The 14,649-nt window shown below is 70.1% G+C and carries 16 protein-coding genes; 1 reads left to right on the forward strand and 15 read right to left on the reverse strand.

What is annotated here, in order from left to right; all coding sequences use genetic code 11:
- Positions 1-44 precede the first annotated feature (44 nt).
- From ACIBAE_RS11435 to ACIBAE_RS11485, 11 genes are all read right to left on the reverse strand, one after another.
- The gene (locus ACIBAE_RS11435; RefSeq protein ID WP_399284065.1) at positions 45-950 is read right to left on the reverse strand and encodes a diacylglycerol kinase; all 906 of its coding nucleotides are present in this window, start codon (positions 948-950) and stop codon (positions 45-47) included.
- Between the two features lie 49 nt (positions 951-999).
- The gene (gene tatC / locus ACIBAE_RS11440; RefSeq protein ID WP_399284067.1) at positions 1,000-1,950 is read right to left on the reverse strand and encodes a twin-arginine translocase subunit TatC; all 951 of its coding nucleotides are present in this window, start codon (positions 1,948-1,950) and stop codon (positions 1,000-1,002) included.
- A gap of 43 nt (positions 1,951-1,993) precedes the next feature.
- Entirely contained in the window at positions 1,994-2,284 is a 291-nt protein-coding gene (gene tatA, locus ACIBAE_RS11445) for a Sec-independent protein translocase subunit TatA (protein ID WP_399284069.1), read from the reverse strand.
- 282 nt (positions 2,285-2,566) lie between these two features.
- Positions 2,567-2,764 (reverse strand): hypothetical protein, encoded by a 198-nt coding sequence (locus ACIBAE_RS11450; RefSeq protein WP_399284070.1) that lies wholly within the window; start codon positions 2,762-2,764, stop codon positions 2,567-2,569.
- Positions 2,765-2,783: 19 nt separating this feature from the next.
- A complete protein-coding gene (locus ACIBAE_RS11455; RefSeq protein WP_399284072.1) occupies positions 2,784-3,044 on the reverse strand; it encodes a hypothetical protein in 261 nt (86 codons plus the stop codon).
- A gap of 26 nt (positions 3,045-3,070) precedes the next feature.
- Positions 3,071-4,117 carry a helix-turn-helix transcriptional regulator gene (locus ACIBAE_RS11460; RefSeq protein ID WP_399284073.1) on the reverse strand — a complete coding sequence of 349 codons (1,047 nt, stop codon included), beginning with the start codon at positions 4,115-4,117 and terminating at the stop codon, positions 3,071-3,073.
- A 17-nt stretch (positions 4,118-4,134) separates the two neighbouring features.
- Positions 4,135-5,091, reverse strand: coding sequence for a helix-turn-helix transcriptional regulator (locus ACIBAE_RS11465; protein WP_399284074.1), 957 nt, complete (start codon positions 5,089-5,091; stop codon positions 4,135-4,137).
- Between the two features lie 121 nt (positions 5,092-5,212).
- Positions 5,213-5,584 carry an FKBP-type peptidyl-prolyl cis-trans isomerase gene (locus ACIBAE_RS11470; protein WP_399284076.1) on the reverse strand — a complete coding sequence of 124 codons (372 nt, stop codon included), beginning with the start codon at positions 5,582-5,584 and terminating at the stop codon, positions 5,213-5,215.
- 43 nt (positions 5,585-5,627) lie between these two features.
- The gene (locus ACIBAE_RS11475) at positions 5,628-6,635 is read right to left on the reverse strand and encodes an FKBP-type peptidyl-prolyl cis-trans isomerase (RefSeq protein WP_399284077.1); all 1,008 of its coding nucleotides are present in this window, start codon (positions 6,633-6,635) and stop codon (positions 5,628-5,630) included.
- A 223-nt stretch (positions 6,636-6,858) separates the two neighbouring features.
- Complete coding sequence (gene pafA, locus ACIBAE_RS11480) at positions 6,859-8,220, reverse strand: Pup--protein ligase (protein ID WP_399284078.1); 1,362 nt, start codon at positions 8,218-8,220, stop codon at positions 6,859-6,861.
- A gap of 9 nt (positions 8,221-8,229) precedes the next feature.
- Positions 8,230-9,489, reverse strand: coding sequence for an MFS transporter (locus ACIBAE_RS11485; RefSeq protein ID WP_399284080.1), 1,260 nt, complete (start codon positions 9,487-9,489; stop codon positions 8,230-8,232).
- 236 nt (positions 9,490-9,725) lie between these two features.
- Between ACIBAE_RS11485 and ACIBAE_RS11490 the strand changes: the two genes are divergently transcribed.
- Complete coding sequence (locus ACIBAE_RS11490; protein WP_399284082.1) at positions 9,726-10,751, forward strand: LacI family DNA-binding transcriptional regulator; 1,026 nt, start codon at positions 9,726-9,728, stop codon at positions 10,749-10,751.
- A gap of 159 nt (positions 10,752-10,910) precedes the next feature.
- Here the strand turns inward: ACIBAE_RS11490 and prcA are convergent, their stop codons facing one another.
- The 4 genes from prcA to dop form a co-directional block, all read right to left on the reverse strand.
- Positions 10,911-11,675, reverse strand: coding sequence for a proteasome subunit alpha (prcA, locus tag ACIBAE_RS11495; RefSeq protein WP_399284083.1), 765 nt, complete (start codon positions 11,673-11,675; stop codon positions 10,911-10,913).
- A gap of 52 nt (positions 11,676-11,727) precedes the next feature.
- On the reverse strand, positions 11,728-12,573 hold the full coding sequence (prcB, locus tag ACIBAE_RS11500; protein ID WP_399284085.1) for a proteasome subunit beta: 846 nt from the start codon (positions 12,571-12,573) through the stop codon (positions 11,728-11,730).
- A 145-nt stretch (positions 12,574-12,718) separates the two neighbouring features.
- On the reverse strand, positions 12,719-12,937 hold the full coding sequence (locus ACIBAE_RS11505) for a ubiquitin-like protein Pup (RefSeq protein ID WP_108147781.1): 219 nt from the start codon (positions 12,935-12,937) through the stop codon (positions 12,719-12,721).
- Between the two features lie 134 nt (positions 12,938-13,071).
- A complete protein-coding gene (gene dop / locus ACIBAE_RS11510; RefSeq protein ID WP_399284087.1) occupies positions 13,072-14,583 on the reverse strand; it encodes a depupylase/deamidase Dop in 1,512 nt (503 codons plus the stop codon).
- Positions 14,584-14,649: the final 66 nt, after the last annotated feature.

Below are 14,649 nucleotides of genomic sequence, written 5' to 3' on the forward strand. Positions count from 1 at the left end.
GCCTACCCGTCACCTCCGACAGTCAGCCCGGACTTTCCTCTGCTTCACAGAGCACCCGCCGCTTCGCAGAGCACCCGCACCGCCGCCGGCACGCACGCCGCGGTGAGCGGCAGCGGGCCGAGCGGCTCCCCGTCGGCGTAGCCCGTGAGTCCGGGGGCGGACAGGGTGACCCTGGCGGCACGGTGGACGCTCACCACGGGATGGCTCAGGTGCGTCCCCCGGTAGACCTTCGGGAAGACCGTGAGCAGGGTCGTACGGGAGCAGTCGCCGACGACGGTCACATCGAAGAGTCCGTCGTCCAGCCGTGCGTCCGCGCAGATCCGCATCCCGCCTCCGTACGAGGAGCCGTTGCCGACGGCGACGAGCGTCGCCTCGATCTCCCGCACGCTGCCGTCGTCGAGCGTCATCAGGTACGGCACGGGCCGGAAGGCGGCCAGCTCGGCGAGCATCGCGAGGTCGTACCGGAAACGTCCGCCCGGCCACCGCATCCGGTTGCCCCGGTCATTGACGCGGGAGTCGAAACCGGAGGCGAGGACGGTGCCGAACCAGGTCCCCCCGACCCGCCCCAGGTCCACGGCGCGGGTGCGATCGTGCAGGAGGGCCTCGGCGGCCAGTCGCCCGGCGGCGGCCGGGTCCCGTACGGGCAGGCCCAGTGCGCGGGCGAAGTCGTTGCCGGTCCCGACGGCTATCACCCCGAGCGGGGTCGGGGTGCCGGCGACGGCCTGGAGCGCGAGGGAGATCATGCCGTCCCCGCCGACGGCTATCAGCGCACCGGTGCCGGCGTCGACGGCCGCCCGGACCCGCCGCGCCGCGTCGGCCGCGTCGGAGCCGAGGACCGTCCGGACGGAGAACCCGGCGTCCCGCAGAGCGGCGGCGGCCGGCTGCGCGGCGTGCGCGCCCCGGCCGCGCCCCGCGGTGGGATTGACGAAGAGGGTGATCTCGCTGCTCACCCGGCGGACCCTACAAGGTCGGGCCCCTACAAGGTCAGGCCCTGCAAGGTCAGGTGATGTCGTCGTAACCGTTCAACCGGTTCGCCCGGCTGCCGTCGGACTGCTCGGGCAGGGCGGCCGGCGTGGAGACCGGTTCGATGCCCCCGACGGCCTCGGGGGTCAGGTCGAGGTCGGACGCCTCGTCGTCGTCCAGGTCCGCGTCCGGGTTGTTCCGCCTGCGCCGCCGGTCGTTGAGGAAGCAGACGCCCAGGGCGAGGAAGTAGAGCAGGACGATGGGGGCCGCCAGCGACAGCATGGTCAGCGGGTCACCGGTCGGGGTCGCGAAGGCCGCGAAGACCGTGATGCCCAGCACCATGACACGCCACCATGACCCGAGGCGCTTCGCGGTCAGCACCCCGGTGAAGTTGAGCAGGACGAGCAGCAGGGGCAGCTCGAAGGCCATCCCGAAGACGATCACCATACGCACCACGAGGTCGAGATACTCGTCGACCGGCAGCAGGTTGCGCGCGTTGTCCGGGGTGAATTCGAGCAGGATCGAGGCCGTCTGGGGAAGGATCTTGTAGGCGAGGACGGCGCCGGCGAGGAACAGCGGTACGCCGATCCCCACGAAGGAGAGGGCGTACTTCTTCTCGTGACGGTGCAGGCCAGGGGCGAGGAAGCCCCAGAGCTGGTAGAGCCACACGGGCGTGGAGGCCACCAGGCCCGCGACGAGGGAGACCTTCAGCGCGATGGAGAAGGGCGCGATCAGACCGTTCACGGTCATGTCGGCGCACGGGGAACCGTTCTTCTGCGTCAGGGATCCGCCGACGCAGCCGACCGAGTCAAGGATGGGCCTCATCATGAAGGCCATCAGGTCCTTGTTGTAGAACGCAGCGACGATGGTGACGATCATGATCGCCAGAACGGACTTCAGCAGGCGGTTTCGCAGTTCACGCAGGTGCTCGGCGAGGGGCATGCGCCCCTCCACGTCTTTCTCCTGCTTGCGGGCAGACTTGAGCAACCCACGTCCCTCGTCTCGTTACGGCAGCCGTCGGCGGAGTGCGTCAGCTCTGGGTGGTGCGGTTCGGCTCGCTGACCGGACGGGAGCTGGTGACATCACCGGGGGCGGCCTGGATCGTCCGCGCGGCCTGCTGCGGGGCGGTCTGGTCGGCGACGGGGTCGGCCGCGGGGGCGGTCGTCTCGTCGTCCTTCTTCATGGCCTTGGCCTCGCTCTTGAGGATGCGGGCCGACTTGCCGAGCGAGCGCGCCATGTCGGGAAGCTTCTTGGCACCGAAGAGCAGCAGAACGACAACGATGATCAGAACGATCTCGAGGGGCTTCAGATTGCCGATCATGTGCGACTTCCTTATCACTGAGGCGGCTGGACGAAGCAGCCGGTGCTACCGGACGGGCTGTCCGGCCATCGTGCCGGGGCGATCGTAACCCGCAGGGGTAAACGCGGGGCAATGCCTGTGCACACTCCGGGTAGTGGCCCGTACCTCTTGTTCCGCCGCGCGTCACTTGTCCGGGTCGGTGACCGTCAGCGTATCGTCCGGCCCGCCGACACCGAAGGGGGCGTGTCCGCGAGGGTCTTTCGTTCGGATCTGACGAGCCCGGCAAGATCCGGACGAGAGACCCTAGGGCAGGGTGTTCCCCGTGGCGGCCAGCCGGGTGGCAGCGTGCTCCAGATCCTCGGCGGCCCGGTTGATCCGCTCCGTGGTGGCGGCGACCTGGCGGCCGAGCCGCTGGGCTTCCAGGAAGACACGGATCGCCAGGATCCCGAGCACGGCGATACCGCAGAAACCCAGGGCGACGGCGAGCATGGGCCAGAACATGGGCAGAGCCTAAACCGTTCTAATGAGTGGAGTGGAGGCGCAGCGTCCGCACCCCGCCGCCCGTGAGGAGTTCGACGATGCGCTCACCGGCGGGCCTGCGCACCGCGCTCTCGCACTCGGGGCAGGTGAAGGAGTAGAACGTGGTGCTCCGGCTGGACCCTATCGCCAGGCGCAGCGCGCCCGCGGAGAGTTCGAAACGGGCCCGGCACTCGGGGCAGGCCGCTCTGAACAGGACCGGGGCGACCGTCGAGAGGTCGGACAGCCCGGATATCGCGGACATGTTCTGAGATTCTCCTTCCGGGCTGTTCATTCCGTGCCGTCGTGGACCGTGACGTCGTGGACCGTGCCGCCCGAGGCGGTGCCGCCGGAGGTGGCACTCTCGTGGACGTCACTGTCGTACGACGCGGCGTCGTAGGCCGCCAGCGCCTTGTCCGCCGCCAGTCGCGCGCTGTCCGCGAGGGACCGCGGCGAGACGATCCGCCCGTCCCCGCCGAGTCGCAGCGCGAGCCGTCGCAGCGAGGCCGGCGCCGGGGTGCGCAGCGTGATGCGCAAGCCACCGTCAGGAAGCTCGTCCGCGCTGTCGTGCGGGTAGTACTCCGCCACCCACCGGCCGCCGGGCCCGACCTCGATCACGACCTCGGGGTCCTCGGCCGACGGCTGCACCAGCCCTTCCGACAGATCCCTGAGCTCCACCTCCGGGGGCGCGGCCGGGGCGTCCAGCAGTCTGATCTCGGCGACCCGGTCGAGCCGGAACGTACGCCGTGCCTCGGACAGCCGGCACCACGCCTCCATATAGGTGTGCCCGACGGCGAACAGCCGGATCGGGTCGACCTCGCGCTCGGTCAGCTCGTCGCGCGCCGGGGAGTAGTAGCGCAGCCACAGCCTGCGGCGCTCGGAGATAGCCCGGTCGACCTCGGCGAACACCCCGCCCTCCGACTCGAAGGTCACCGAGAGCCGGGAGCTGGCCCCCGCGGCCTCCCCCGCGGCCGCCTCCAGCTTCGCGGTGGCACGCAGCAGCGCCTGCCGGTCGCTCTCGCGCAGTCCGGGGAGGGTCGCGACGGCCCGGGCGGCCACGAGGAGCGCGGTCGCCTCGTCGGCGGCGAGCCGGAGCGGCTCGGCGACATCGTCCGCGTTGTGCCACCAGATGCGGTCGCCGTCGGTGTCGATGTCCAGCAGGTCGCCGCCCCGGAAGCTCGTTCCGCACATGGGGAGGACGTCGAGGTCGGAGATCAGCTCGTCCTCGGTGATGCCGAAGGCGCGGGCGACATCGCTGACGTGCGCGCCGGGGCGCTCCCGCAGATAGGTCACCAGCGAGAGCATCCGCCGGGTCTGGTCGATCGCGTTGGCTGCCATGGTTGTACGAAGTCCCCTCAGCCCTTGGCCACGGCGCGCAGCCGGTCCACGACATCGGCCCGCAGATCCGCGGGCTCCAGTACGACCACGTCCGGGCCGAACTCCACGAGCCAGGCGTCCAGGCCGTGTCCGTACGGGATCTCCAGCTCGTCCCAGCCGTCGGCCAGCTCCCGCGACGAGAGCGCCCTGGAGCGCAGCGGGTAGCCGGCTCCGGTGCGCAGCTGGATCAGCGCCGAGCGGGTCGCGGTCTCCCCCGCCCAGCTCTCCACGGTCTCGCGCACGGTGACCACGTCGGGCACGGGGGCGCTGAAGGCCCCGGCGCGGGAACGGACGCGGCCGGTGATCCGGGAGAGCCGGAAGACCCGTTCGGCACCCCGGTCACGGTCCCAGCCGGCCAGGTACCAGTGACCGCGCCAGCATTCGAGGGTCCACGGCTCGACCTGGCGCTGTTCGGGGCGGGCCGCGTTGGCCTTGCGGTAGTCGAACACGACGGGGCGCCGGTCACGGCAGGCGAGCATCAGCGGTTCGAAGGCGGCCTCGTGGACGGGGATGCGCGGTTCGAGGGCGCTGTGGTGTGCCTCGTACGCGTCCTCAGCCTCCGGCATCCCGGCGGCGCGCAGCTTCTGCAGGGCGCCGTTCGCCGCGCCGGCCAGCCGCGCCTGCTGCCAGACCTTGGCGGCGAGACCCAGGGCCGCGGCCTCTTCGGCGTCGAGAGTGATGGCGGGCAGCCGGTTGCTGTCGCGGCGGGCGAGATAGCCGGTCTCGCCGTCGAGATTCTCCACCGTTTCGATGACCAGGCCGAGCTCGCGCAGATCGTCCTTGTCCCGCTCGAACATGCGGTTGAAGGACTCGTCGGTGCCCGCCTCCAGATAGGCCTCGATGGAGCCGCGCAGCTCACGCTTGCTGAGCGGGCGGCGCGTCCCGAGCAGGCAGAGCGCCAGATTCATCAACCGCTCGGCTTTGGCAATCGCCATCGACGCTGTGCTCCCCTTTGATCGTCCGGGCTCCGCTCGTCGACCGTACCGTCCCGGGGTGTGGGGGCAAAAGCCGAGGGCCCATGCCGGTCGGCATGGGCCCTCGGGTGTCCGGATGTGATCAGACAGCGACCAGATCGCAGACGAAGATCAGCGTTTCGCCCGGCGCGATGGCGCGACCGGCGCCACGGTCGCCGTACGCGAGGTGCGCGGGGATGATCAGCTGGCGGCGGCCGCCGACCTTCATGCCCTGCACGCCCTGGTCCCAGCCGGAGATGACCTGGCCGACGCCCAGCTTGAACTGAAGCGGGGTACCGCGGTTCCAGGAGGCGTCGAACTCCTCGCCGGTGGAGAAGGCCACGCCCACGTAGTGGACGGAGACGGAGTCGCCCGCCTTGGCCTCGGCGCCGTCGCCTACCCAGATGTCCTTGATCTCCAGGCCTGCCGGCGGCTCGCCACCCGGGAAATCGATCTCGGGCTTCTCGATGCTCACTGAACTGCTCCTCTAACTGATGAACGGTGCAACCGGGACAGTCTTACATTGCCGCGAGAATGTCCACGGTGAAGACCAGCGTGGAGTTGGCCGGGATCTGGTCTCCCTGGGCCTGGTCCTTGTAGCCCTGGGCCGGCGGGATGACCAGCAGGACCCGGCTGCCGACCTTCTTGCCGACGAGGCCCTTGTCCCAGCCCTCGATGACCTGTCCCTGGCCGATGACCGTGGTGAACGGGGCCCCGGTGTTCCAGGAGCTGTCGAACAGGGTGGCCTTGGCCTTGCCCTCGTTGGGCTTCCAGGTGGCGCCGCTGTACTGCATGTAGACGGTCTGACCGCTCTTGACCTCGGGGCCCTTGCCCTCGATCAGGACCTTGTCGACGAGCTTGGTCGGCGGGTCGTTCTTCGGGACCGTGATGGTGGCGGGCTCGTCCTTGTCCGCCTTGATCTGCGGCAGGTCGGAGGGGATCGGGGCCTGGGTGCCCTCGGCCTTGTTCGGGATCACACTCTCGAGGTCCAGGACGAAGACGAGCGTGTCGTCCGGCGCGACGCCGAGCTGCTGCTGGCCGGCCGAGCCGAAGGCGGCGGCGGGCGGCGCCACGACCAGGATGCGGCTGCCGATCTTCTTGCCGACGACGGACTCGGCGAAGGCGGGGATCACCTTGGCGGAGCCGGCGTCGATGACCTGCGGGGCGGCCCCCTCGTCGTGGGAGCTGCCGAGGTCCTTGCCGCTCTTCCAGATCTTGGCGGTGAAGTGGGCGACGACCAGCTGGCCCTTCTTCACCACGGCGCCGGAGCCCGCGGTCACCGTGTGCACCACGAACTTACCGCTCGGGTCGCCCTTGGGGATCTTGATGTCCGCCTTCTTGCCGGCGGCTCCGCTGACTTCGGGCATCGGGGACGCCGAGTCGACGGGCTTGGGAACGGGGGCCTGCGACGCCGAGGCGGAGGGCGAGGGCGAGGAGTCGTCGTCCTTCTTCGAGCCCTCACCTCCGCAGGCGGCGGTCAGTGCCAGAGCGGGCACGATCAGCAGGGCAGCGAGTCGGCGTCGCACGGTGGTCCTCGGGGTAGGCGGAGAGGTCTGTGCGGTCACTCTACGTCTCCGCGCCGCCGGACCGGCCAGGGCGAGCGTCTCCGGCGGCGACCACCCGGATCCCGCACCCGGCACGCGCGGCCGCGGCGCCGGGGGTTCCCCGCGCGTGCCCGGGCTTCATCCTCCCAGGGGACGCGGCCGGGCCCCGTACAGGTACGTACGGGGCCCGGCCGTGTCCCACCGGTCACATGCCGGCGATCAGCTTCTCCACCCGGTCGTCCACGGAACGGAACGGGTCCTTGCAGAGCACCGTGCGCTGCGCCTGGTCGTTGAGCTTGAGATGCACCCAGTCCACGGTGAAGTCCCGGCGCTGCTCCTGGGCCCGGCGGATGAAGTCGCCGCGCAGCCGCGCCCTGGTGGTCTGCGGGGGCACGGACTTGCCCTCGAAGATCTTCAGGTCGTTGCAGATCCGGGCGGCCTGGCCCTTCTTCTCCAGCAGGTAGTAGAGGCCACGACGGCGGTGGATGTCGTGGTAGGCGAGGTCTATCTGAGCGACCCGCGGATGCGACATGGTCATGTTGTGCTTGGCCCGGTACCGCTCGATCAGCTGGTACTTCATCACCCAGTCGATCTCGGTGGAGATCCGGTCGAGGTCCTCGGCCTCGATCGCGTCGAGCGTGCGACCCCAGAGCTCCAGGACCTGCGCGACGGTGCCGGTGCGGATACCCCGGCGATCCACGAAGTCCACGGCCTTCTCGTAGTACTCCCGCTGGACCTCCAGGGCGGAGGCCTCACGGCCGCTCGCCAGGCGCACCTTGCGCTGGCCGGTGAGGTCGTGGCTGACCTCACGGATCGCCCGGATGGGGTTCTCCAGGGTGAGGTCACGCATCACCGTGCCCGCCTCGATCATGCGCAGCACGAGGTCGGTGGCCCCGACCTTGAGCAGCATGGTCGTCTCGGACATGTTCGAGTCGCCGACGATGACGTGCAGACGGCGGTAGCGCTCCGCGTCGGCGTGCGGCTCGTCCCGGGTGTTGATGATCGGACGGGAGCGGGTGGTGGCGGAGCTGACGCCCTCCCAGATGTGCTCGGCACGCTGGCTGACGCAGTAGACCGCGCCCCGGGGGGTCTGCAGCACCTTGCCCGCCCCGCAGATGAGCTGTCTGGTGACGAGGAAGGGAATGAGGATGTCCGCGAGCCGGGAGAATTCCCCATGGCGGGCGACGAGGTAATTCTCGTGGCAGCCGTAGGAGTTTCCCGCCGAGTCGGTGTTGTTCTTGAAGAGATAGACGTCGCCCGCGATCCCCTCCTCGTGCAGGCGTCGTTCGGCATCGACGAGCAGACCCTCGAGAATGCGCTCGCCGGCCTTGTCGTGGGTGACCAGTTCGGTCACGTCGTCGCATTCCGGAGTCGCGTACTCCGGGTGCGAACCCACGTCCAGGTAGAGGCGGGCGCCGTTCCGCAGGAAGACATTGCTGCTGCGGCCCCATGAGACAACACGGCGGAAGAGGTAGCGCGCCACTTCGTCAGGTGACAGTCGGCGCTGTCCCCTGAACGTGCACGTGACGCCGTACTCGTTCTCCAGCCCGAAAATGCGGCGGTCCATGTCTGAACATTACGCCTGATGACCTGAGCTGAAACCGGGTTGGGCCGCACCGTTTCGATCATTTTCCGTTCGGGTGATGTCTTCAGAAGGACGTACGGGAGCCACGAGGACCCGCTGGGTGGCCAGCAGCACCAGCAGAGCGGCGATTCCGCCGGCCCCCGCGACCGCGAAACTCGCGGAGGTTCCGCCGAATTCGACGGCGGGGCCCGCCACCGCCGTTCCCAGTGCCGCGCCGACGCCGAAGGTGGTGACGAGCCAGGAGAAGGCCTCGGTGACGGTGCCTCGCGGGGCGTGCCGGTCGACGACGATGAAGGCGCAGGCGATGGCCGGTGCGAGGAAGACACCCGCGAGGACGGCGAGCGCGGTCATCGCGACGACCCCCGGGGTGAGTATCAGCGGCAGATAGCCGAGGGCCAGCAGGGCGACGATGACGCGGAGTCTGCGCTCGGGGGTGCCGGACCACTGCCGGGCGCCGTACACCGACCCGCCGATCAGCGCGCCGAGCCCGAGGGCGGCCATCAGCCAGCCGTACACGGAGGCGCGGCCGTGGTCGTCGGCGTAGGCGACGCCCGCCACCGTGATCGAGCCGAGCGCGATGCCCACGAAGAGGAACGCGCCGAGCAGGGCGAGCAGCCCGGGTGAGCGCAGGGCGCCGAGCCAGTGCGCCTCACGGGGCGCCGAGCGCCAGGTACGGGAGGGCTCGGACAGGACCACGGACAGGGCGCCGAGTACGCCGATCGCGTTGAGGACGAGCAGCGCGGCGGCAGGGGACCGGAGCGCGACCAGCAGGGTGACGAGGAGCGGGCCGACCGTGAACATCACTTCCTGGGCGACGGCGTCCATCGCGTAGGCCCGGTGGACGCGTTCCTCGCCCCCCAGGATGTTCGGCCACAGGGCCCGCAGACCGCCTTCGAGGGGCGGGGTGAAGAGGCCCGCGACCGCCACGGCGATGTAGGCGAACCCCGGCGATCCGGTCCCGGCGACGACGAGCAGGACCGCGCCCAGGGCGGAGACGACGGCCGCGGGCAGCTGCACCCGTGGCTGGCCGTAGAGGTCCACGGCCCGGCCCAGCAGCGGCTGCCCCACGGCGTTGGCGATGCCGTACACCGCCGCGAGGGCGCCGGCCAGGCTGTAGCTCCCGCCGGCCGCCCGGACGAGCAGCACGATGGCGATCGGGGCCGTGGCGTTCGGCAGCCGGCCCACCAGCGTGCCGGCGAGCAGCCGTGTGGCATGGGGCGCCTTGAGGATGTCTGCGTATCCCGCGGCCATGTCCCGCCTCTCTTCTCCGGCGTTCGACCGGGGTTTTACGTATAACGTCGTCGTCATACGTACCATGTGCGCAGCCCACGGGTCCACCCCCGGCGTCACGCCGGACGGCCCGGGCGAACCGGGATGGCCTCCGACGAAGAGCCGGTGCCGCCCTGCCGACGAACGCGATGAACACCACGAACGCGGCGAACACCGATCACGAACACCGATGACGAACACCACGGAGAGCGGTACCCATGACAGCGCAGCCCGCGAGACCGACCAGCAGGGACGTGGCGCGGGCCGCGGGCGTGTCCCAGGCCACGGTCTCGCTCGTCCTCGGCGACAAGTGGCCGGGACGGGTCTCGGAGCGGACGGCCGGGCTGGTTCGGGAGGCGGCGCTCTCACTCGGTTACCGGCCCAATCTCGCGGCCCGCAATCTGCGCCTGGGCCGGACCAGGACGGCCCTCCTGGTCGTGCCCGCGCTGACCAACGAGTTCTTCGCCCGGGTCTACACGGGGGCGGCCGAGGTCGCCGCGGAGCACGGCTTCGGGGTGGTCCTCTATCCCTCCCCCGCCGGGATCGGGCCCGCCACGGACCCCTTCGCCTCGGCTCGGGCCGCACTGGACGGGGTGATCGCGTCCTCGATGGCGACCGACGCGCTGGACGCGATACGCGGCGCCGATCTGCCACTGGTGATGCTGGACAGCGACCCTGCGGCGCCGGGGGCCGCGGCCCGGGTCAACCTCGACATCGCCGACGGGATGCGGCAGGTGACGGAGCATCTGCTGGACCTCGGCCACCGGCGCCTCGTCCATCTCGCCTCGGCCGTGCCCTCCTGGACCTTCGACGTCCGCGCCGGGGCGCTGGCCGCCGCCGTACGAGGTGTGCCGGACGCGATCCTGCGAACGGTGTCCGCCCCGCTGGAGGTGGACGCCGGGCGGGCGGCCGCCGAACACGCCCTGACCGGCCCGGGGCCCCGGCCCACGGCACTGGTCTGCGACGGCGACATCCTGGCGGCGGGTGCCTGCAAGGCGGTACGGCGGCTGGGCCTGCGGGTGCCGGAGGACGTCTCCGTCACCGGCTACGACGACCTGGCACTCGCCAGGGCGGTGGAGCCGGAGCTGACGACGGTACGACTGCCGGCCGAACAGGTGGGCGAGCGCGGCATGACGGCGCTGCTGGCCGTCCTGGACGGCCGGGAGCCCGAGGACAGCGAGCTGCCGGTCTCCCTGGTGGTCCGCGGCTCGACAGCGCCCCCCTCGGCCGCCGGACGCCCCTGAGGTCGCTTCACGGCACCGGCACCCGGGTTACCCGGTCACGGCCGTGCCCGGACAGGCCGCCCGGACAGGCCGTGTGCCCCGGACGGAGCTGCCCCGGACATGCCGGTGCCCCGGAGCGCGTGGGCGGGCCGGGGCACGGGCGGGCACTGCGGGCACCGGTCAGTCGTCGGTGTCCGCCGCCTCCTCGATGTCGGAGGGGGCGTCGGTCGGGGTGGACGCGGCGCCGTCCGCCTCCAGCAGGCGGGCGAGCTGGCGGCCGACGATCCGCTTGAACTTGCGCTGCTGCGGCCGTGTGCGGTCCAGGACCGCCACTTCGAGCCGCTCGGCGGGGATCTCCCGCTCACTGCCGTTGGTGTCCCGGGACAGTGCCTGGACCGCCAGCTTCAGCGCCTCGGCGAGCGACATGCCCTCACGGTGCTGCTGGTCCAGGAAGGTGCTGATCTGCTCCGAGCTGCCACCGACCGCGACCGAGCCGTGCTCGTCGACGATCGAGCCGTCGTGGGGCAGCCGGTAGATCTGGTCGCCGTCCGCCGTGGCGCCGACCTCGGCGACGACCAGCTCCACCTCGTACGGCTTCTCACCGGCACTGGAGAAGATCGTGCCGAGCGTCTGGGCGTAGACGTTGGCCAGACCACGGGCCGTCACATCGTCACGGTCATAGGTGTATCCGCGCAGATCGGCGTAGCGGACGCCGCCGATCCGCAGATTCTCGTACTCGTTGTACTTGCCGGCGGCCGCGAAACCGATCCGGTCGTAGATCTCGCTGAACTTGTGCAGCGCGCGGGACGGGTTCTCACCGACGAAGACAATGCCGTCGGCGTACTGCAGCACAACCAGGCTGCGACCGCGGGCGATGCCCTTACGGGCGTATTCCGCCCGGTCGGCCATCGCCTGCTGGGGTGAGACATAGAACGGCGTCGACACCGGCTATCCGTCCCTTTCTGTCAGTGGCATGTTTATTCAGAAGAGGGCGGTATCAGAGCAGCGCGGCGCGCGGGCCGTCGGGCTGCTCCATCCGGCGCTCCAGGATCGCCCGGGCGATCTCGGAGGATTCCGTCTCGGTCAGCCTCCGGAAACCGTCCTCGGTGATGACGGTGACGATGGGGTAGATCCGGCGGGCCACGTCGGGGCCGCCCGTCGCCGAGTCGTCGTCCGCGGCGTCGTACAGCGCCTGGATGACGAGCGTGGTGGCCTGCTGCTCCGTCAGCTCCCCGTGGTAGAGCTTCTTCATCGCTCCACGGGCGAAGATCGAGCCGGAACCGGTGGACGCGTAGCCCAGCTCCTCGGAGCGGCCGCCGGTCACGTCGTACGAGAAGATGCGGCCCCGCTCGCGATCCACGTCATAGCCCGCGAAGAGCGGCACGACGGCCAGTCCCTGCATGGCCATGGCCAGGTTGCTGCGGATCATCGTGGAGAGCCGGTTGGCCTTGCCCTCCAGGGAGAGCTGCGCGCCTTCGACCTTCTCGAAGTGCTCCAGCTCCAGCTGGAAGAGCTTGACCATCTCCACGGCGAGACCGGCGGTGCCGGCGATACCCACGGCCGAGTACTCGTCGGCCGGGAAGACCTTCTCGATGTCGCGCTGCGCGATCATGTTGCCCATGGTCGCGCGCCGGTCACCGGCGAGGACCACACCACCGGGGAACGTCACCGCGACGATCGTCGTGCCGTGCGGCGCCTCGATCGCCCCCTGCAGGGGCGGCAGCGAACGCTTGCCGGGAAGCATGTCCGGCGACTGCTGGGACAGGAAGTCCATGAACGAGGACGAGCCGGGCGTCAGGAAGGCTGCCGGCAGACGCCCGGTGCTACGAGGGTTGGCTTCCACACGTTTCCTTCCGGATGGGCGGCGGCCCGCCGCTGACGGCCGGGCCGATCTTTGGATCTGTGCACGGACCTTACCCGCGCCGTCGCCGCTCATCCGCCCCGGTGCGTCCGGCTTTCGCCGGAGATACCGGGACGGACAAGAGCCGCTACTCGCCGCCCTTTTGGACGAAGGAGCGAACGAAGTCCTCGGCGTTCTCTTCGAGGACGTCGTCGATCTCGTCCAGGACGGAGTCGACGTCGTCGGACAGCTTCTCCTGGCGCTCCTTGAGGTCCTCGGAAGCCTGCGCCTCCTGCGCCTGCTCCTCGACCTCCTCCGTGGAACGCGTCGCCTTCTGCTGACCGCCGCCGGTGTCCTTGGTCGCCATATCCCTCACCCCGCTCGGTTCGCCCCGCTCGATGTGACCTTCAAGATCCGACCCTACAAGCAGGGTCCGACATCGGCCCCGTACTTCTCGCAACGCACGAGGCCCACCTCCATGATTCCCGGACGGAGGCCATTTCAGCCTCCGGAGAGCACCCGGACCAGTTCCTCCGCGGTCCGGCACCGGTCGAGCAGTCCCTCGACGTGCTCACGGGTACCGCGCAGCGGCTCCAGCGTGGGCACCCGTTGCAGCGAGTCATGGCCCGGCAGGTCGAAGATGACCGAGTCCCAGGACGCGGCGGCCACGTCGTCCGCGTACTGCTCCAGACAGCGGCCCCGGAAGTACGCCCGGGTGTCCTCAGGAGGCTTCGTCCTGGCCCGCTCGACGTCCTGGTCGTCCAGCAACCGCCGCATCTTGCCGCGGGCCACCAGACGGTTGTAGAGGCCCTTCTCGGGCCGTACGTCGGCGTACTGCAGATCCACGAGGTGCAGGCGTGCCGAGTCCCAGTCCAGGCCGTCCCGGCGTCGGTAGCCCTCCAGGATCTCCCGCTTGGTGATCCAGTCGAGTTCGCCGGACAGGCTCATGGGATCGCTCTCCAGCCGGTTGAGCGTGTCCTCCCAGCGGCCCAGGACGTCCTTGGTCTGCTCGTCGGCGTCGGCGCCGTACCGCTCCTCGACGTATTTTCTGGCCAGCTCGAAGTACTCCATCTGGAGCTGGACAGCGGTGAGTGTCCGGCCGCTGCGGAGCGTGATCAGCCGCGCCAGCGTGGGGTCGTGCGAGACCTGGTGGAGCGTGCGGACCGGCTGGTCGACGGCGAGGTCGACCTTGATGAAACCGTCCTCGATCATGGAAAGGACGAGCGAGGTCGTCCCGAGCTTGAGATAGGTGGAGATCTCCGACAGGTTGGCGTCGCCGATGATCACATGCAGCCGGCGGTATTTCTCCGCGTCCGAGTGCGGTTCGTCCCGGGTGTTGATGATGGGGCGCTTGAGGGTCGTCTCCAGACCCACCTCGACCTCGAAGTAGTCCGCGCGCTGGCTGATCTGGAAGCCGTGCTCATGGCCGTCCTGGCCGATGCCGACCCGGCCCGCACCGGTGACGACCTGCCGGGAGACGAAGAACGGCGTCAGATGGCGCACGATGTCCGAGAAGGGGGTCTCCCGCTTCATCAGGTAGTTCTCGTGCGTGCCGTAGGACGCGCCCTTGTTGTCGGTGTTGTTCTTGTACAGGTGGATGGGCTGGGCACCCGGGAGCTGGGCCGCGCGCTCGGCCGCCTCGGCCATGATCCGCTCGCCGGCCTTGTCCCAGAGGACGGCGTCCCGCGGGTTGGTGATCTCGGGGGAGCTGTACTCGGGGTGCGCGTGATCCACGTACAGCCGCGCGCCATTGGTGAGGATCACGTTGGCCAGGCCGATGTCCTCGTCGGTGAGCTGGCTGGAGTCGGCCGTCTCGCGGGCGAGGTCGAAGCCGCGGGCGTCCCGCAGCGGGTTCTCCTCCTCGAAGTCCCAGCGGGCGCGACGCGCCCGGTGCATCGCCGCCGCGTAGGCGTTGACGATCTGGGACGAGGTGAGCATGGCATTGGCGTTCGGGTGGCCCGGGACGGAGATGCCGTACTCCGTCTCGATGCCCATTACTCGCCGTACGGTCATGCGGCCCTCCTTGCCCGGCGGCGCTCCCCTCCGGGAGCGGCGCTCAAGTACCGCTGTCTCTCCTGT

Origin of the sequence: Streptomyces sp. NPDC051569 (genome assembly GCF_044454085.1) — a bacterium.
Taxonomy (GTDB): Bacteria; Actinomycetota; Actinomycetes; order Streptomycetales; family Streptomycetaceae; genus Streptomyces.